The organism is Thermobacillus composti KWC4 (assembly GCF_000227705.2).
In the GTDB taxonomy this organism is placed as follows: Bacteria; Bacillota; Bacilli; order Paenibacillales; family Paenibacillaceae; genus Thermobacillus; species Thermobacillus xylanilyticus.
The window spans coordinates 888,281-905,891 of sequence record NC_019897.1 but is presented as its reverse complement, the minus strand read 5'-3'; the positions used below and the strand labels follow the sequence as shown (position 1 = coordinate 905,891).

Annotated in this window: 20 protein-coding genes; 3 read left to right on the top strand and 17 right to left on the bottom strand. The window is 60.8% G+C overall.

From position 1 onward, the window contains the following. Positions 1 to 8: 8 nt before the first annotated feature. The 7 genes from THECO_RS22565 to erpA form a co-directional block, all read right to left on the bottom strand. Positions 9 to 707, bottom strand: coding sequence for a response regulator (locus THECO_RS22565; RefSeq protein ID WP_332306826.1), 699 nt, complete (start codon positions 705 to 707; stop codon positions 9 to 11). After that, on the bottom strand, positions 682 to 2,148 hold the full coding sequence (locus THECO_RS04240; RefSeq protein ID WP_015253833.1) for a sensor histidine kinase: 1,467 nt from the start codon (positions 2,146 to 2,148) through the stop codon (positions 682 to 684). Before THECO_RS04240 ends, THECO_RS22565 begins: the two co-directional genes overlap by 26 nt. Beyond that, positions 2,145 to 3,116 carry a substrate-binding domain-containing protein gene (locus tag THECO_RS04235; protein ID WP_015253832.1) on the bottom strand — a complete coding sequence of 324 codons (972 nt, stop codon included), beginning with the start codon at positions 3,114 to 3,116 and terminating at the stop codon, positions 2,145 to 2,147. The genes THECO_RS04240 and THECO_RS04235 overlap by 4 nt, the downstream gene beginning before the upstream one ends. 45 nt (positions 3,117 to 3,161) lie before the next feature. Further along, positions 3,162 to 5,159 (bottom strand): methyl-accepting chemotaxis protein, encoded by a 1,998-nt coding sequence (locus tag THECO_RS04230; RefSeq protein ID WP_015253831.1) that lies wholly within the window; start codon positions 5,157 to 5,159, stop codon positions 3,162 to 3,164. A gap of 182 nt (positions 5,160 to 5,341) precedes the next feature. Continuing rightward, positions 5,342 to 5,797 carry an SRPBCC family protein gene (locus THECO_RS04225; RefSeq protein ID WP_015253830.1) on the bottom strand — a complete coding sequence of 152 codons (456 nt, stop codon included), beginning with the start codon at positions 5,795 to 5,797 and terminating at the stop codon, positions 5,342 to 5,344. Positions 5,798 to 5,886: 89 nt separating this feature from the next. Beyond that, on the bottom strand, positions 5,887 to 6,384 hold the full coding sequence (locus tag THECO_RS20395) for a DUF4180 domain-containing protein (RefSeq protein ID WP_198285774.1): 498 nt from the start codon (positions 6,382 to 6,384) through the stop codon (positions 5,887 to 5,889). 394 nt (positions 6,385 to 6,778) lie between these two features. Further along, complete coding sequence (gene erpA / locus THECO_RS04215) at positions 6,779 to 7,132, bottom strand: iron-sulfur cluster insertion protein ErpA (RefSeq protein WP_015253828.1); 354 nt, start codon at positions 7,130 to 7,132, stop codon at positions 6,779 to 6,781. Between the two features lie 134 nt (positions 7,133 to 7,266). Between erpA and THECO_RS21570 the strand changes: the two genes are divergently transcribed. Continuing rightward, complete coding sequence (locus tag THECO_RS21570; RefSeq protein WP_157373521.1) at positions 7,267 to 7,605, top strand: hypothetical protein; 339 nt, start codon at positions 7,267 to 7,269, stop codon at positions 7,603 to 7,605. A gap of 23 nt (positions 7,606 to 7,628) precedes the next feature. Then, entirely contained in the window at positions 7,629 to 8,732 is a 1,104-nt protein-coding gene (gene mqnE / locus THECO_RS04210; RefSeq protein WP_015253827.1) for an aminofutalosine synthase MqnE, read from the top strand. Between the two features lie 117 nt (positions 8,733 to 8,849). Here mqnE and THECO_RS04205 read toward each other — a convergent pair whose 3' ends face one another. Then, positions 8,850 to 9,134, bottom strand: a complete 285-nt coding sequence (locus THECO_RS04205; protein WP_015253826.1) for a YuzB family protein — start codon at positions 9,132 to 9,134, stop codon at positions 8,850 to 8,852. 78 nt (positions 9,135 to 9,212) lie between these two features. Between THECO_RS04205 and THECO_RS04200 the strand changes: the two genes are divergently transcribed. Then, positions 9,213 to 9,458: a NifU family protein gene (locus THECO_RS04200; protein ID WP_015253825.1), complete on the top strand. Its 246-nt coding sequence runs from the start codon at positions 9,213 to 9,215 to the stop codon at positions 9,456 to 9,458. A gap of 89 nt (positions 9,459 to 9,547) precedes the next feature. Here THECO_RS04200 and THECO_RS04195 read toward each other — a convergent pair whose 3' ends face one another. The 9 genes from THECO_RS04195 to THECO_RS04155 all read right to left on the bottom strand — a co-directional run bounded on the left by THECO_RS04195 (position 9,548) and on the right by THECO_RS04155 (position 17,593). Continuing rightward, positions 9,548 to 10,315, bottom strand: coding sequence for an SDR family oxidoreductase (locus THECO_RS04195; RefSeq protein ID WP_015253824.1), 768 nt, complete (start codon positions 10,313 to 10,315; stop codon positions 9,548 to 9,550). 49 nt (positions 10,316 to 10,364) lie between these two features. Next, complete coding sequence (locus THECO_RS04190; protein WP_015253823.1) at positions 10,365 to 11,066, bottom strand: Cthe_2314 family HEPN domain-containing protein; 702 nt, start codon at positions 11,064 to 11,066, stop codon at positions 10,365 to 10,367. Between the two features lie 12 nt (positions 11,067 to 11,078). Then, positions 11,079 to 12,038 carry a COX15/CtaA family protein gene (locus tag THECO_RS04185; protein ID WP_015253822.1) on the bottom strand — a complete coding sequence of 320 codons (960 nt, stop codon included), beginning with the start codon at positions 12,036 to 12,038 and terminating at the stop codon, positions 11,079 to 11,081. Between the two features lie 220 nt (positions 12,039 to 12,258). Next, positions 12,259 to 12,612, bottom strand: a complete 354-nt coding sequence (locus tag THECO_RS04180; RefSeq protein WP_015253821.1) for a thioredoxin family protein — start codon at positions 12,610 to 12,612, stop codon at positions 12,259 to 12,261. Between the two features lie 67 nt (positions 12,613 to 12,679). Further along, complete coding sequence (locus THECO_RS04175; RefSeq protein ID WP_157373520.1) at positions 12,680 to 14,269, bottom strand: copper amine oxidase N-terminal domain-containing protein; 1,590 nt, start codon at positions 14,267 to 14,269, stop codon at positions 12,680 to 12,682. Positions 14,270 to 14,566: 297 nt separating this feature from the next. Next, on the bottom strand, positions 14,567 to 14,911 hold the full coding sequence (locus THECO_RS04170) for a copper amine oxidase N-terminal domain-containing protein (protein WP_015253819.1): 345 nt from the start codon (positions 14,909 to 14,911) through the stop codon (positions 14,567 to 14,569). Beyond that, on the bottom strand, positions 14,908 to 15,111 hold the full coding sequence (locus THECO_RS04165) for a hypothetical protein (RefSeq protein WP_015253818.1): 204 nt from the start codon (positions 15,109 to 15,111) through the stop codon (positions 14,908 to 14,910). Before THECO_RS04165 ends, THECO_RS04170 begins: the two co-directional genes overlap by 4 nt. A 104-nt stretch (positions 15,112 to 15,215) precedes the next feature. Next, complete coding sequence (locus THECO_RS04160; RefSeq protein WP_015253817.1) at positions 15,216 to 16,832, bottom strand: putative polysaccharide biosynthesis protein; 1,617 nt, start codon at positions 16,830 to 16,832, stop codon at positions 15,216 to 15,218. Between the two features lie 41 nt (positions 16,833 to 16,873). Then, entirely contained in the window at positions 16,874 to 17,593 is a 720-nt protein-coding gene (locus THECO_RS04155) for a ThuA domain-containing protein (RefSeq protein WP_015253816.1), read from the bottom strand. Positions 17,594 to 17,611 lie beyond the last annotated feature (18 nt).

Below are 17,611 nucleotides of genomic sequence, written 5' to 3'. Positions count from 1 at the left end.
GCCGTCGCCTAGGAACGGTACGATCGAACCGGATCACGGAACACGATGACCGGGATCTGCCCGCCGGACAGCGCCCCGACCAGGCCGACGCCCGTCTTCCGGATTCTCGCTTTCACTTCGGCATACTTCTGCTCTTCGCCGGCCGGCGTGAGGACGACGATGGCGAACATCTCGCTTGCCGTGCTGACGCCGAGCAGGTCGACCAGCTCGTCCAGATGCACATCGTGGACATGGTCGTACAGCAGCTGGGTCACGATGTCGGTCTCAACGACGGGCAGCACTTTTTTGAGGGCGGTGATCTGCTGCCTGCTCGCTTCCCGCTCCCGGCGCTCCTCCTCGATCTGCCGCAGCACCCGGCCGACGGTCGCAATGATCTCGTCCGCCTTGCTCGGCTTGAGCAGGTAGTCCTTCACGCCGAGCTTGATGGCCGTTCGGGCGTAGTCGAACGCATCGTAAGCCGTCACCATGATGAACCGGATGTCCGGATCGACGGCGCTCATCCGCTCGATCGTCTCCAGGCCGTCCATGCCCGGCATCTTGATGTCCATCAGCACCAGATCCGGACGGAAGCCTTCCTCCGCCATCTGCAGCGCGACCCGCCCGTTCCGCGCCTGTTCGATGGCAAGATCGGGAAATCCTTTCCGCAGAATCGCCGCAAGCCCTTCCCGTTCAATCTGCTCGTCATCCACGATCAGTACGCTGGTCATCCGCTTCGTACCTCCTCACTTTGGGCAAACGCAGCACGACCTTCGTGCCGGATCGCGGTTTGCTCTCGATGTCGATGATGTCATCCTGCCCGTAGAACAGTCGGAGCCGCTGCACGACATTGCCGATCCCGATGCCGGTCGTATGCCCTTCCGTCTCTTGCGCGCTGCCTTTGAGCACCCGTTCGATCTTGTCCTCCGGCATGCCCGGCCCGTTGTCCGCAATCTCGACCCGGATCCGATCGCCGTCTTCCGCGATGCGGAACACGATGGTGCCGCCGTCCTCCATCGGCTCCACGGCGTGGATGACGGCGTTCTCCACGATCGGCTGGAGCGTCAGCCCGGGAATCTGCACGTACAGGCACGACTCGTCGATCTCCTCGACGAACCGCAGCCGGTCGGCGAACCGGGCCGACTGGATGTCCATGTATTGGCGCAGCACCCGGACTTCCTCGTAGAGCGTGACGGAGCGGTCCAGCCGCCGCAGATTGTAGCGGAGCAGACCCGCGACGCTCGCCAGCAGGTCGCTCGTCTCTTCGGCGCCTTCCAGATAAGCTTTCTTCGAGAGCGTATCCAGCGTGTTGAACAGAAAATGCGGATGGATCTGGCTCTGCAGGCTGCGGTACCGGCTCTCCTGCAGCAGCAGCTTGTTCTGCTGCAGCTCGTGCTCCAGTTGGGCTTTCTGCTGGATTTCCGTAATGAGGTTGTTGATGTTCACCCGCATCCGCTCGAACATTTTCGCCAGAAAAGCGATCTCGTCGTTCGACGACACTTCGATCTCCTGGTCGAACCGTCCCCGCGACAGTTCCTTCGCCGCCTGTGTCAGCTTCTGCACCGGCCTCGTGATGCTGAGGGCGAACCAGTACGCGAAGATCAGCAGCAGGAACGTGATGGTACGCAGCAGCCAGATGCCGAGCTTGTTCAGCTCCGTCGACCGCTCGATGATGCCCCGGTAGAACCGGTCGTACGTTTTGAGCTCGGTGTCGAGCAGCGTCAGTGTCATGTCGGAGATGGAGCGGGAGATGCGCGTCGCTTCATTGAATGCCTGATTCGAATCTTCGGTGTCCATCTGCGCCTGGAACATCATCGACCGGTTCGCCGTTTCGAGCAGACTGTCGATCAGATTCGTGTAGCTGGTAAGGTCAAAGTCGTTGTCTCCGTTGCGCAAGGCGAACACGTCGTATTTCGCCCGGCGCAGCCGTTCCTTGCTCTGCTCGAGCTGTTCGTAATGTTCAGGCGTCGGCCGGATGAGGTAGTTGTTCAGGTCCGTGATCGTCTGCTGGCTGGCGCCCGTCACCTCGTTCATCCGCAGATAGCGCTGCAGAATGTCGTTGTATTGCTCCTGGGTCTGGCGGCTGTAGTAGGTCAGCGTCAACCAGATGGCCGCCATGATGAACAGCACGATGCCGGTGAGGACCAAAATTTTGTTCTGTATGCGATTCATGGCGCATCTTCCGCTTTCCGCAGCCGAATTTCGGTATGATAGCCGCTCGTCTTGAGCGGGATCTGCCTGCCTTCCAGCCAGTCGATCATGAGGGCCGTGCTGATCCGTCCCATTTCTTCGGGCGACTGTTCAATGATGCCGTCGATGAGCCCTTCCCGGAGCAGCGTCAGCGTATCCGGGCTGTCGTCGAACGAGTAAATATGATACGGCTTCACCCGCGACCTGCGGCCGATCTCCTGCACCATCGCGGCGGTCAGGTTCGCGTTCGCCGCGATGAACGCCTGCACGTCGGGCGAATGATTCATCAGATCCTGCATGGCGGCGATGACCTGCTCCCGCGAGCCCTGCGTCTCCGCGTATTGCAGCTCGATGCCGGGATAAGCTTCCAGGATGCTGCGAATCCCGTCCAGCCGCTGTTCCTGGTAATAGGCGTTGCCGTTGTCCCTGAGCAGGATGACCGTTCCCTCCTGCCCCATGTCCGCCGCCAGCTGCCGGGCGATCGTCCGACCCGCTTCGAATTGATCGGATCCGACATAGGTCCTGCGCAGGCTGTCGGGCACGTCGTTCGCGACGGTGATGACGGGGATGCCGTACGAGGCCGCCTTGTATTTCACCAGTTCCTTGAACGCGTCCGTATCCAGCCCCTGGACGATGATGCCGTCCATGCGGGAGTGAATCGCAATTTCCAGTTTCTTCAGAAATTCGTCCGCATCATTGTTGTAGCTTCCCCAGATTTCAAGCATCGCGCCGTGCTTCGCCGCTTCTTCCCGCGCGCCGGCGCCGACCTTGTCCCAGAACGGCGTCTCCAGCTCCTGGGTGATGAGGACCAGCCGGTACTCCGCGGATTCCTGCAAGGGCGTCTGGGGGAGCCGCCAGTCGGCGCGGAACACCTTGTACGCCGATGCCGACGTGAACCAGATCAGCACCGCACAGATGGCGGCGAGCAGGACGACGATCGTTTTTCGCATGGCGTTGTTTCTCCGTTTCCCCCGAAAAATTCGCAGAGATTGGACTCATGATACCGTGAACCGGGAGAGCGACGCCTTGAGCTGGTCGGACACCGACTCCAGCCGGTTCGACAGCTCCACCAGACCGGCGCTGACGCCGAGCTGTTCACGGCTCAAGGAAGCCACATCCCCGGACACCGCCGCGGCCTGCTGCGCGACGGAGCTGACCTCGCTCATCGTGCCGGCCATGGCGGACTGCACCTGTTCAAGCCGCCGGATCGACGCCGTCGCGGCTTCCAGCCGGCCGAGAAAAGCGTTCATGTTCGTCTGCACCGCATGGAACAGCCGGTGCGCTTCCTTGACGGCTTCGATCTGTTCCCGGAAGACCGGATGCGCCTCGGACAGCGCCTTGACCGTCTCGCGAATCTCATGCTGGATCGTGCCGATGATCTCGCCGGCCACGGCGATCGACTGCCGGGACTGCTCCGCCAGACGGCGGATTTCGTCCGCCACGACCATGAAGCCTTTGCCCGCGCTGCCGGCGCGCGCGGCCTCGATGCCGGCGTTCAGCGACAGAATGTTCGTCTGCGCGTTCATCCGGATGAGCATCTCGAGAATGTTCCGGATCAAGCCCGCGCTGTCGGCCAGACGGCCGACCTTCTCCGCCATCGAACGGGTCATCGCTTCCATCCGGTTCGTGTTGCCGATCAAGGCCGTCATGTGGCCGGACCCCGCGGCTCCGGCTTCTTCCGCCTCGGACGCGGCCTGTTTCATCTCCTCATTCGATGCGACGACGGTCTGCACCTGTGCGCCGATCTCATCCGCGATGTCCGCTCCCTGCTCGGACGCGGTGGCGAGGCTGGCGGCGCCGGACGCGATCTCACCGGTCGCCGCCGCGATCGTCCCGGCGGCATCCTCCGTCTGGCGGGCGGCCTGCGCCAGGGCCGCTGACGTCTCGAGCACCGCCTGCGCAGACTGGTTCGCGCTCTGCACGAGCGCCGTGATCTCTTCCATCATCCAGTTGAAGCTGTCGGCGACCTGGCCGATCTCGTCCTTCCGCCGGATCGTGGATCTGACGGTGAGGTTTCCTTTCTTGCCCTCCGTCATGAGCGCCTTCAGTTCTCCAAGCGGCCGTCCGATCATCCGCATGACGATGAAGCCGATGAGGCCCGCCGCCGCCACCGCCGCAACCGACATGAGCAGCGTGATGTCCCGGATGGCGCGCACATTTTCCATCAGGCTGGCGAGCGGGATATGGCTGACAATCTGCCAGCCGTTCGATTCCACCACCCCCTGCACGGACAACATGGCCTGGCCGTCGATCCTGGTTATGGCCGAATCGTATTCAGGCAAGTCGTAGGGATAGGGCTTGCCGGCCAATCCGGACTCCGTCGCGTAGACGATCGTCCGGTCGGGCGCGACGACATAGATGCGTCCGTCGCCGAAATCCGTCGATTGGACCCGCTTCTCGATGACATACGGATCGATCTCCATATAGAGCTCATGCATCACGTTCATCTCGTATGCCATGCCGACGTACAGCCGGATGCTGCCGCCCGGCCCGCCCGCGTCGGCGAACCAGACCGGCTTGCCCTGCCCGTCCCGGACGCGCTGCGAGACGGCCGGATCGCGGAATCCTTCGGCATCGGCCGATGCATCCGACGCGAGGACGGGACGTCCCTCCCGCTCGGTGATGAGCGCGATCTGTTTGATTGAAAGATCGGTCATCGCCGCGGCGCTGAGCCGGGTGCCGAGCGTCTGTGCGAGGCTTGCGATTTCCGCGGCGTCGCCGGATTGATTGTACGCATTGAGCATCCGGATGAAGTCGGCATCCGCGATGACCTGCTTCAGCTTCTGCGCATAGCCCGTCAGGACGACGTCCAGCTTCTCGGCCGTCTGCCGCGCGGTGATCCGGTTCGCTTCCGCGACTTCCGTCTCGATCGCCCGTTTCGACCGGGAATACGAGAACCAGCCGAGGGCCAGTACACAGAGCAGAATGGCGCAGAAGATGAGGATGAACAGCTTCATGCCGACCGAATGGAACATCGACCGATTGACGCTCATCGCAAGATGTCTCCTTACCTGGGATGATGTGGATTTGCAAGGAAGCAAGCGCTTTCAAAAATGATCTCTACTCCATTCGACAGCGTACTCCATTTCCCTGCATCGCGAAAGCGGATGATAGAAGATTCCAGCAAGTCACAAAAAAATCCCCGTCAAGGGGACGTTCGGCGGATGTTCAGCCGTCATTTCGCGGCCGAGCCTGTCGATAAATAGCGCTCCATATTTTCCAATTCGCGTTTGTAAATCGAGCGGATCATGGAAGAAGTGGCCAGCCGCTCCACCCAGCCGGAAAATCCGGGTTTGTCGGGAAACCGCGAGGTGAGCCTGAGTATGCAGCAATCATCGGATTCCGGAATCAATTCCCATGTTGTCGTAATCCCCGCATTGCCGTCCTGCTCCTGCACGATGCGTCCGGGCTCAAGTTCCTTGAGCGTCATGACCAGCGCGGTGCGGTTGCCCATCACGTTCATCGTCAACCGGAACACCGTTCCGTCGCCTCTGCCGCCTTCCAGTACTTCCAGCGATTCGAACTGCCTGGGCAGGATGCGGCGATGTTCATCCATGTCGATGATCAGGTTGTACACCCGCTGCGGGGACATCTGGAACCGGTGTTCCACGGAGACCGCGTAATGCGTCAAGCTCAACCCCTCCCGAATTGGCATAAAGCGCATTAATTTCCTTCCATTATACTTCAGGTTGAGCTGAGCGGTATTGTAAAAATCGGAACTTATCCGGGCTGCGGCGCCAGGAGCCAGCCCACGGCCTCATCCTGGTCGGTGAAGACGCGGAACGTATTCCCGTTGCGGTACTCCGCGACCATTTCACGAAACCGTTCGGGAAACTGCAGGCCTTCCCGGATGACCGCCGCCGCCTTGATGTTGTAGTTGACGAATTTCTGCAGCACGGCACCGGCCAGACCGGTCCGCAGCCTGACAAAATCATCCGACAGCACGCCGCCGTCCAGCAGCACCGCGTTTGTGTCATGTTCCATGCACAACGCAATGATGTCGATCGCGTCCTGCTCCCGCTGTATCGGCGAATCGCCGCCGGTAATATGCAAGTACCTTCTCCCCTGGTATGCTTTGACTTGATGATTCATTTTCGATCCCGCCTCTTGATAATTTTCCCGCGCCCGGGCTTCATCCGGAGCGTCATCCTCATCCGGCAGCGCGGCGAGGAATGCCTTTACCTGCCGAATCCAGTCCAGCTCGCCACAAGTGCGCACATCCCACTCCAAAACACGATTGCCCTCTCCCAGCCATTTTTCCATCCACAACCGTACGTTATCCCGGCCGCGATAGACCGGGCCGCAGCATTCCGTTATGATGCAATCTTCATCAAGCGTTTCAAGCACGGTTTCGATTTCCGCGTGCTTTCCAGCCCGAAACATACTGCTCGAATATGGATATCAAGTTTGTGGACATCGAGATCCCTCCATGGCTTCATGTTCAAAACTTCCTGTTCTGGTATTTGATGTTCGGGCGCCTGACTCCTCTTTTTACGCGTTTCCCGTCAAACAGAAAAGGCCTCCTTCGTCAAACTCCGTGTACCGGAATCCAACGAAGAAGGCCTTATGGTTCATCCATCATGCCGCAATGCTCACGGACTTCAAGTCAGCCTCAGCACTCCTCCGGCTTGCCCGCGTCCGTTGCCGTGCGGAACGACTGGCCGCAGCCGCAGGTGGCCACCGCGTTCGGGTTGTGGATCGTAAATCCCCCGCCCATCGCCGTCTCCTTGTAGTCAATCTCGAGACCGTACAGATATTTCATGCTGTCCGAGTCGACGACAACGCGCAGACCGCGGATGTCCATCTCCTGGTCGTTCTCGTGTTTCTCGTCGTCGAAGCCCATGCCGTAGGAGAAACCGCTGCAGCCGCCCTCCCGCACGCCGATGCGAAGGAACAGACCGGGCGTCTCTTCTTCGGCGAGCATTTCCTTGATTTTATTCGAAGCCGCTTCGCTGATCGCAATCATCTGGATCCCTCCCGCTAGCTTGATGCGCTTTGATAAGCATCAATATTAATTTAAGTATATCCGACATTCCGGGATGCCACAATAGGAGCCGGCCGGCGCACCGGGCGGTCCGGTCAATCTCCGGGATGCTCTGTTTGATTAACGAAACCAGGACGTCTTATTTGCCGGAAATCGCGGGTTTTCGGATTCGTAACGAAACCGAGACGTCCTGTTCGGATTTGAAGGGGCAAAAAACGGCTCTCCGCAGCCAAATAAGTATGCTGCGTTTCGTTCGCGTCCGGAAGCAGCCGCAATTGTCACAAATCACGACACCTGGTTTCGTCAGCGCTTCAATTGTTGTCCTGGCGCGACTTTCAACCGCTGCAACACTTTCTCCGGCCCTCCGGCTGCGCCTCATCTCCCGGATTATCCTGTTGCCCGATTCTGTCCCGGAAGATTATAATAATTACAGTCTCTGGACGGGTGCCGCTTAAGCCCATCGACAGGAGGAATGGCCATGAACGTCGTAATCCCGACCGAACATTCACGCATGCAGGAAATCCGAGAGAAGGTACACTATGGTCAGCGGCTGACCCTCGAAGACGGCGTCTTCCTGTACGAGTCCGATGATCTGCTCGCCATCGGCCAGATGGCGAACGAAGTGAACCTGCGGAAGAACGGCAAGAAAGTCTATTTCATCGAGAACATGAGCCTGTACTTTACGAACGTGTGCGAATCGCACTGCGCGTTCTGCAGCTTCCGCCGGGACCAGGGCGAAGAGGGCGCGTACACGCTCACCGGCGAAGAGATGCTCGCCTATATCGAGAAGCATTACCATCCCGGCGTCCGGGAATTCCATATCGTCGGCGGCCACAATCCGCATGTGCCGTTCGACTACTACGTCGAATCGCTCCGCGTGCTGAAGCAGCGCTATCCGGACGTGACGCTGAAGGCGTACACCGCAGCGGAGATCGAGTTCTTCTCGCGGCTCTCCGGCCTCTCGTACAAGGAAGTGCTGGAGGAGCTGGTCAAGGCCGGGCTCGGCACGCTGACGGGCGGCGGCGCCGAAATTCTGTCCGATGAATACCGCAAGAAAATGCGCGTCGAGAAAGCGGACGTGAACCAATATCTCGAAGTGCACCGCACCGCGCATCAGCTCGGCATCCGGACGCACACGACGATGCTGTACGGCGCCATCGAGACGCATCGCGACCGGATCGAGCACCTGATCAAACTGCGCGAACTTCAGGACGAAATGAACGGCTTCATGGTATTCATCCCGTTGTCGATGCAGCCCTCCAGCCCGAAGGCAAGCATCCGCCGACGGAACTCGGCGTTCGAAGATCTGAAGACGATTGCGATCAGCCGGCTCATGCTGGACAACTTCCAGCACATCAAGGCTTACTTCATCAACATCGGAACGCAGCTCACCCAGGTGTCGCTGGCGATGGGCGCTTCCGACGTCCACGGCACGATCGTGAAGGAGCGGATCAGCCATTCCGCCGGCGCGCTGACGCCGGAAGGCATTACGCGCGAAGATCTGATCTGGCTTGTGAAAGGCGCCGGCCGGATTCCGGTCGAACGCGACACGTTCTACAACGAGATCAAGGTGTACGATTAATGCGCCCAGTATGCATCGGGCTCCCCGAACCCGTCGGGGAGCCCTTGCCTATGCTTGCGACCACATTGATCACCAGCACATGGTTGGATTGAACGGCCGGCGCATGTACATCATTTGTTACAGATCGTCCAGCAGCTTGTCGAGCATCTTCCGCTCGGCCTGCTGCTCCTTGACGGCCTTCAGTATCGCTTCGTACAGCTCTTCCGCCGTCTCGGCAGCCACGATCTCGCCGTTCACGTACGCGTAGGGGAACAGGAAACATTCGCCGCAGTTGCCCAGGCAGCCGTATTCGATGACCTCGTATTTGTCCGGTTCCGCTTCGAGCCGGCGCATCACCGCGTCCGTGCCGTGATGCATGTTGTTCGCGCAAAATTCGATGATCGGCCGATCCACGCGGTTCACCTGCCCTTATCCGATCCGTTTTCATTCTGCCCGTTTTGTACTATAATAAATAGTAAGCAAGAAAGGAGCTGATGGCAAATGAGCAAAACGTCGGACCAAACGATGTACGACGAAGTGCTCGACGTCCTTGACAAGTTGCGTCCGTTCCTGCAGCGCGACGGCGGCGACGTCGAACTGGTCGACGTTGAAGACGGCGTCGTGAAGCTGCGTCTGATGGGCGCATGCGGCAGCTGCCCGAGCTCGACGATCACGCTGAAGGCAGGCATCGAACGCGCGCTGCTGGAGGAAGTCGAGGGCATCCAAGAGGTCATTCAAGTATTCTGATATCCGTCATTTGGACAAGAAACAAGCGTCTTGCCTCCGCGGCCGTTCGCCCGAACGGCTGCGGCACAAGACGCTTTTTCTTGTGCGCTTCAGATCGTATTCCGGATCGGATCGAAACCGCCGGTCACCTCCAGCAGGTTGCCGGTGATGAAGTCCGACCGCGGGTCGCACAGGAACCGGATGGCGCGCGCCACGTCCTCGCCCGTTCCGGGCCGGCGCTGCGATTCCGGATCGATCTCGCCCTGCACGTCGTCGATCGACTTCTCCTTGTTCGCGCCGCGAATGTCGCCGGGACAGATCATGTTCACCGTAATGCCGCGGGCCGCTTCCTCGACGGCCAGCGTCTTCGTGAAGGAGACGAGCGCCGTCTTCGCCGCGGCGTACACGGCGCGGTGCGGCCAGGCGCGTGACTCGCCGGCATGACCGAAGCCGAAATGGATGATCCGCCCCCATCCCCGCTGCCGCATCCCTGGCAGCAGCAGACGGTCGAGCAGCATGACGCCGAGCAGATTGCCGTTCACCAGCCCGATGATCTCATCCGGCGTATATTCGGCGAACAGCCGCCGCTCGCGAATGAACGGACCCGCGTTGTTGATCAGGATGTCGATGCCGCCGAGCAGCCGCTCCGCCTCTTCGGCCAGCCGCTCGACCTGCTTCGGATCCGAGACGTCGGCCTGCAAGGCGGCGGACCGGACCCCGAGCCCCCGCAGCTCGCCGGCCAGCGCTTCCGCCTCGGCCCGACTGGAGACGTAGTTCACGATGACGTCGCATCCCGCTTCGGCGAGGAGCAGCGCGGTCCGCTTGCCGAGACCTTTCGCGCTCCCGGTGATCAGCGCCTTTCTCCCCTTCAGCTCCATCGATTCCTCCTCCGCGCATCGTTCCCTGCCCGCGGCCGCTTCCGGACGGTCACTTCATCCAGCGCCGGACATAGCGGAACGCGATGCACAGGGATGACGTAATCATCTCGAACGCCTCTTCCAGCTGTCTGACCTGGTCTTCGATGTTTTCCAGCTTCGCCGGTTTGCCGTACGACTTGCGGCTCTGCATCAGATCGTCCATCATCTCGGTGTTCATGAAATGCACTTCGATGTTGCGCCGCTTGCGCAGCTCGGAGAGCGGCGCCTGATACTTCTCCTTCAGCTCGTCGAGCGCGGCGGACAGCTTCGGGTGAAGCCGCTTCTGCCGCATGTTGCGCAGCACGGTGAAGTAGGAGAACTGCGGCTTCATTTTCTCGGTTTGCAGTTCGAGGGCGTCGTTCAGGAAAGCACCGAGTTTGTCGAGGATGGCGAACACGCGGATGAATCCGTTTTTGTCGAAATAGACATACCGGAAATAATCCAGCTGCTCTTCATGCGACATATGCGCGAGCGACGGCTTCCGGATGCGGTGCGCATAACCGCGCGCCGCGTACAGGCTCTGCTCCAGCTCATCCAGCGACGCCATCAGCCCGAGAGCACCGATCTCGTACACGCGCAGACGGTACTCCCGGTCCTTGCCGGCCGAGATCCGCTCGTGCATCAGATTCGCGAACTGGTTGATTTCCTTGTAAACCTCGGCCATCCGCCCGGTCAACCGTCTTGGCTGCTCGCCGAACAACGTGCGCAGCAACGCGGCACCTCCCTATGCGTGCGAATCGACAACCTGCGTATCCCTGCCGACGTCGCGATAGCGCCATGAACGGATGCTCAGATCAAGCAGCAGACTGAACAGGCCGCATATGACGAGATTATGCAGCAGACTGGTGAAAATAAACAGATCCTCGTTCCCCACCGTCCACGCCACCAGCGCGCCGCTCAGCACTTGCCCGAAAGTCAGCCCGAGCACCCATGAGGATGTTCTCGCCGTCTCGCTGTCCGCATGACGCCGGCGCCAGACATAAGCATGGAGCAAGATGACCGCGAAGAGGAACAGCGCCGCCGCCAGCCGGTGCACGAAGGCGACCAGCGTCGCCCCTTCCAGCTCCGGCACGAACGCGCCGTTGCAGAGCGGCCAATCCGTGCCGCAGCCGCCGGCGGAGTCGGTGTGCCGGATGTAGGCGCCCAGGTAAATGACGACGAGGCTGTACACGGATGTCGCCAGGGCGAGCGGGGCGATGCCCCGCGGGATGGACGGCGGCTTCCGGTTCGCCGCATGCCGCTGGCGCATCACCCAGATGACAAGCAGCAGCGTGCTCGCGAACGCGAACAGCGAAATGCCGAAATGCAGCGCCATCACCTGTGAAGACTGCGGCCACTTCACCGCCGCCGCGCCCATCAGCGCCTGAACGACCGTGAACACGAAGATGCTGCCGGCGTACCACAGCGGTTCCGGATCGGGCTTGTCCATGTTCCGCACGAGCCGGTACGTGGCGATGCAGGTCAGCGCGACCAGAATGCCGACAATACCGGTAAAAAAGCGATGGGAATACTCGATCGCCGACTCCAGCGTCCACGCCGGGATGAACTTGCCGTTGCATAGCGGCCAGTCCGTGCCGCAGCCGTCGCCGGAGTCGGTATTCGTCACAAGCGCGCCCCCGAGGAGCACGATCAGCATGCCGATGCATGTTGCGATGACCAGTTTGCGGTAACCGCCGGATATCATTTACTCACCACATTTCTTCTGTCGAACGATCCGGATTACGGGCAGAGAGCCCGGCGGCTCGCTTCACAGACTCTGTCAACATTACATTATAACGATTGCATCCGGCGAAATCCATGTAGAAACGATGAATTCGGCTGGAAGCGGCAGACAAAGCGGCAGGCGCCGACCGTCAGCCGGTCGATGCCTGCCGCTTCCATGACGGCAACCCGTCCGATTGCCCTTAACCGTTTCGCCCGCTCAGCGCCGCGTCCACCTGGATCGCGCGTTCCAGGAACCGCTCGATCTCGGGCCGCGATTTGCGCAGCTTGCTGACGAACCGGACGATCTCGCGCCCTCCGCGGAATGCGACGAAGCTCGGAATGCCGTAAATATCCAGCTCGATGAACAGATCAAGCAGCTCGTCGCGGTCGACTTCCAGAAATTCGATCCGGTCCCGGAACGCTTCCTCGATATCCGCCATGAACAGATCGAGGAACCGGCAATCCGGACACCAGTCCGCCTTGAACACCGCGACAGTCAGGACGTCCCGTCCGATCCGGCTGCGGAAATCCGCGGCATCAGCCGCTTTGTCCATGTTCATCGCTCCTTCCGACGCGCATGCGGGAGCGGTGCGCCTGCCGTCCGATCACCCCCGCGGCCGATTACGGTACAATCAGTTCCGCGACATCGCGCTTCATGACCAGCACCTGGGATCCGTCTTCGTTGATCCATGCGACCGATCCGCCGAGCATTTCCATCAGATTGCGTGCCGGCACATACGTGACGCCGTCCGCCATGACGGTGACCGGGTAGCCCCACTCAACCGTCTTCCCGTTCACCGCGACCTTGTTGCTGCCGACCGTCAGCACAACCTCGTTTCCGGTGGCATCATCGCGCAGGATGAGATTTTTCGTCTTCGGATCGAATTTGACTTCCGCTTCGAAATACTCCGCCGTATCGCGCAGCGGCACGAGCGTCCAGCCGTTCGGCGCCTTGATCGGAGCCGGGTCGTCAAACTCGGGATAGAGCCTAAGCTCCTGCTCTCCGATCTTGAACCGGTTGGCCAGCAGCTCGTACAGACCGGACTCGGTGTCAAAGAAGCGGAGCGCATCCGCCGTCGACCATTCTGCCATGTTTTCGGGCGTAATGCCGCCGTCTTCGGGAACCTGCGGCTTAACCAGCTCAACATCGCCATTAATATTCCACAATTCGGCGGAATAAGCCAAACGGATGCCGTTCAACCCTTCAATCGGATTTTCGCCGAACGCCGACTTCAGTTCCTCCGCATCCGGACGGAACTCGACTTCGACGTCTTGCTTGCGGATATGGAGCTTGCCGTCGACATAGAGGTCGGCGCGCACCTGGAGGCTGTCATTGAAGATCGCCTGAATCATTTCGGGCTCGGCCGCTTCCAGATACGCGAGTCCTGCCGCCGCCTCCTTCAAGGCTCCGATCAGCTCTTCCGCCGCTGCGGCAATGTCCTCTTCTTCTTCGACGATCGCCAGTTCGTCAACCGGCAGTTCACTGTCCGCGAACAGGGCCGACTGTTCGCTCAGCATCGTCGCGAGCGATTGAACCAGCGTCCGTGCGCCTTCTTCGTCCGCAATCAGCGCTTCAAGGTATTTCTTCAGCCATTCGAACAGTTCGGCGCCGTCAAACCGGACGCTGACCCGGGTGAGCGACAGCTCCTCTCCGCCCACGGTCACGGGCGTGCTCAGCGCAACCGACAGATCGGAGACATTCGGCATGTTGTCAACCAAATAGTCTCCGGACGACTCCAGGAATTTCAGCATCATTTCCTGCGTTTGACGCAGCTGCTCATCCGACAGCGCGACATCGGACAGTTCCTCGTCCGCTGCGCTCAGATCGATGACGATCGGAGCGCTCGCGCCGTCCAGCTCGACCACCATCAGCGTATCGGCCATTTGCGCCGAGAAGCCGATGCCGATGTCCCCGAGCCACAGCGTGCCGCGCATCGAGATGTTCCACGGGTCCTTGACCTTGTACTCGTCAATTTGCAGCTTCACATGGGTGAGCAGCGGCAGGATCGCCGCGGCTTCTTCTTCGCCTGCAAGCTCGTTCAACAGTTCCTTGCTCAAATCCAGCTCGAATTCGTACGTGAGGCTCCCTTCCGCCGCGGTCGTCTTGAACGACTGCTTCAGCACCCCGTTCAGATCGACCCCTTGCACAGCCTGACAGCCTGCCGCGAACAGGAGCAGCGCCGCAAACGCCAGCGCAAGCCATTTCCTCATCCGCATGCCTTCACTCCGTCTCCTCTCATATTTATGTATGAATAACAATCAATATTTTACCATAATTGCACTGTAATTGATAGATTTCTGTAATGAAAATGAAAGCCTTGCTGCTTATTGCGTTCAGATGCCGGCAACGGATTATAAGCTCACCAGATCCGCGGCATCGCGTTTCAGGATCAGCACTTTTCTGTCCGACTGGCTGCTCCAAGCAATCGTGCCGCCGATCGCCTTCATCAGATCGCGTCCGGGAACGTAGGCTGCGCCGTCCGCGCCCGTGATGGCCGGATACGGCCATTAGACGGTCTCGCCGTTCACCTCGACCAGCCGGCTGCCGACCGTCAGCGCGATATCCGTCCCGGTGATGTCATCGTGCAGCAGAAGCCGTCTCGTCTGCGGATCGTACTTGATGGTGACGCCGAACGCATCCGCCGTACGGCGCAGCGGCACGAGCGTCGAGCCGTTCGGCGTCGGAATCGGCGCCGTCCCGTCATCATCAAGGTACAACTGCAGCTCCTGCACGCCCGCTTTCCCGGGCCGGAAGATCAGTTCGAACAGTCCGGAATCCCGGCCTATGAACCGGATTCCGTCCGCCATCGACCATTCGGCCATCTCTTCAAGCGTAACCCCGGCTTCTATCACATCGTCCGGCGGCTCAAGCCCGACGTCGCCATTGATATTCCACCATTCGGCGGCTCCACTTCATACGTGACGCTGCCTTCCGCCGATATCACCTGGCGCGACTGCTTGATCATGCCGTTCAGATCGATCCCCTGAACGGCCTGGCAGCCCGACGTGAACAGAAGCAGCGCCGAAAGCGCCAGCGCAAGCCATCTCCTCATGCCTTCATCCCGTCTCCTCTCTTCTGTCTCTGGGATTGAAGGAACTTTCTCCTAAATTCGACAAGGAGACGACAGAATCCTGCAATAAGAGGAGGACTTCCGCACTAGCGCGCCCGGATGCGGAGCAGCGGCGCGAACAGCTTCCTGAGCGGCCCGGGGAACGATGCCGCGTCATCCCTGGTCACCGCGCCGAACAGCACCATGAACACGAGGTATGCCGCCGCGGAAGCGGCGCAGGATGCGGCCGCCGTGAAGAGGCAGGCCAGCTTGAACGGCAGATCCTCAAACAGCCGCAGGCCGGCGAAGTCAATGCCGAACCCCGCGGCGGACGCCAGCAGCACGGCGCCCGTGTACGGCAGCCAGCGCGAGCCGAGCACGGAGATCGGAACGACCTTGCGGATCGACAGCACGTTGAACCAGCTGATCCAGAGGAAGCCGACGGTCGACGCGAGGATGAGCCCGTACACGCCGAGCGCGGGGCCGAAAACGGCGCTCAGCGCCGCCTTGACCGCCATGCCGGTAAGCGTATGGTACATCGCCTGGCGCGGCTTGCCGAGGCCGAACAGGGTCGAGTTCGTCGTCATCATGACGATCTGCAGCACCGTGCCGGCCGTCAGCGCGGCGACGACGCCGCTGCCGCCGGGCGTGTACAGCAGCCCGGTGACGGAGGGAGCGGCGGCGGTCAGCGCCAGCGCGATCGGCACGCCGGTGAAGATGACGATGCGCAGCACGAGCGACGCCTGCCGGCTCACTTCCCGCATGTTGCCCGTCGCGTACGCCGACGAGATGACCGGGATGATCGACTGGCTGAGCGCGACGGCCAGAATCGGCGGAATGCCCGCGATCGTCTGCGCCTTCATCCCGAGAATGTCGAGCGCGGCGTTCGTCAGCTCGCGGGTGCCATAGTACGATTCCGTCAACCGATAGAAAAATTGCGTATCGAAATAATAGAAAAACTGTACCGTCATCGAGGTCAGCACGATCGGCACGGACAAGCGGAAAATCTCGCGGTAAATATCGCCGTACCGAAGCTTCCGGCCGCCGCGCCTCACGGCGGCGGCATGCCGGCGGTCGGCGGCGTCCGCCCGCCTCAGCTTCACCGCGTAGGCCAGCATGACGGCGAACGCGCCGACGGCGCCGAAGATCGTGCCCGCCGACGCCGCCGCAGCCACCCGCTCGTCGCCGTAGCCCCAGCTGAGCAGCGCGAACGCGAGCGCGACGCTCGTCACGACGCGCAGAATCTGCTCGACGATCTGCGAGACGCCGCCCGCCGTCATATACTGCCGCCCCTGGAAATACCCGCGCATCATCGCGATAACCGGGAACAGGAGCAGCGCCGGCGCGATGGCGCGAATCGACGCCGTCGCGCCCGGGTTGTCCCGCGCGAGCAGCGGCGCGAACACGAACAGGGCGCCCGATACGATGACGCCCGTCACGATGCCGAACAGGAGCGCGGCGCGGTAGATGTCGCGCGCCTCCGCGATCCGTCCCTGCGCGTGCCGCTCCGCGATCATCTTGCTGATCGTGCTCGGAATGCCCGCCGTCGCGACCACGAGGAGCAGCAGATAAATATTGTTGGCCGCCGTGAAATAGGCGCCGCCCGCTTCCGTCAGCATGTAATCGAGCGGAACCCGCTGGAAGATGCCGAGGAAGCGGGCGATGAGCGCGGCGGCAGCCAGAATGATCGTGCCCCGTATCAGAGAATCTTTCTTCAGGCTCACGTTATCCAGTCCTTCGGATCCGGCCGCCGGCCGGACAAGGTTCAGCCTTTGATCGGCTCAAGCGGCTTGACGTTCCCGCGCACCGGCTTCGCCGCGCCCGCCGGAGCCGCCCAGCGCACGCCGTTCTTGATGACTTGCAGAATCCGGGGATTGTGATACGTCGGATACGTCTCATGGCCGGGACGGAAATAGAAGATCCGGCCTTGGCCGCGGTAGAACGTGCAGCCGCTGCGGAACACTTCGCCGCCTTCGAACCAGCTGACGAAGATCAGCTCGTCCGGCGCCGGAATATCGAAATGCTCGCCGTACATTTCCTCGTGTTCGAGCGTGATGTACTCCGGCAGTCCCGCCGCGATCGGGTGCGCCGGATTGACGACCCACAGACGCTCCTTCTCGTTCGCCTCACGCCATTTCAGATCGCACGACGTGCCCATCAGCTTGCGGAAAATTTTCGAGAAGTGGGCCGAGTGCAGCACGATGAGCCCCATGCCGTCCAGCACCCTCTGATGGACGCGGTCGACGATCGCGTCATCGACCTTGTCATGCCCCATATGGCCCCACCAGATCAACACGTCGGTGTCATTCAGCACCTCTTCCGTCAGGCCGTGTTCCGGCTGGTCGAGCGTGGCGGTGCGCACCGCGATGCCGTCCTCCGCGATGCCTCGTGCAATCGCGTTGTGGATGCCGTCCGGATAAACTTTGATGACCTCTTCATGCTCTTTCTCATGCAAGAACTCATTCCATACCGTGACGCGAATCATTTTTCAGGCTCCTCCATT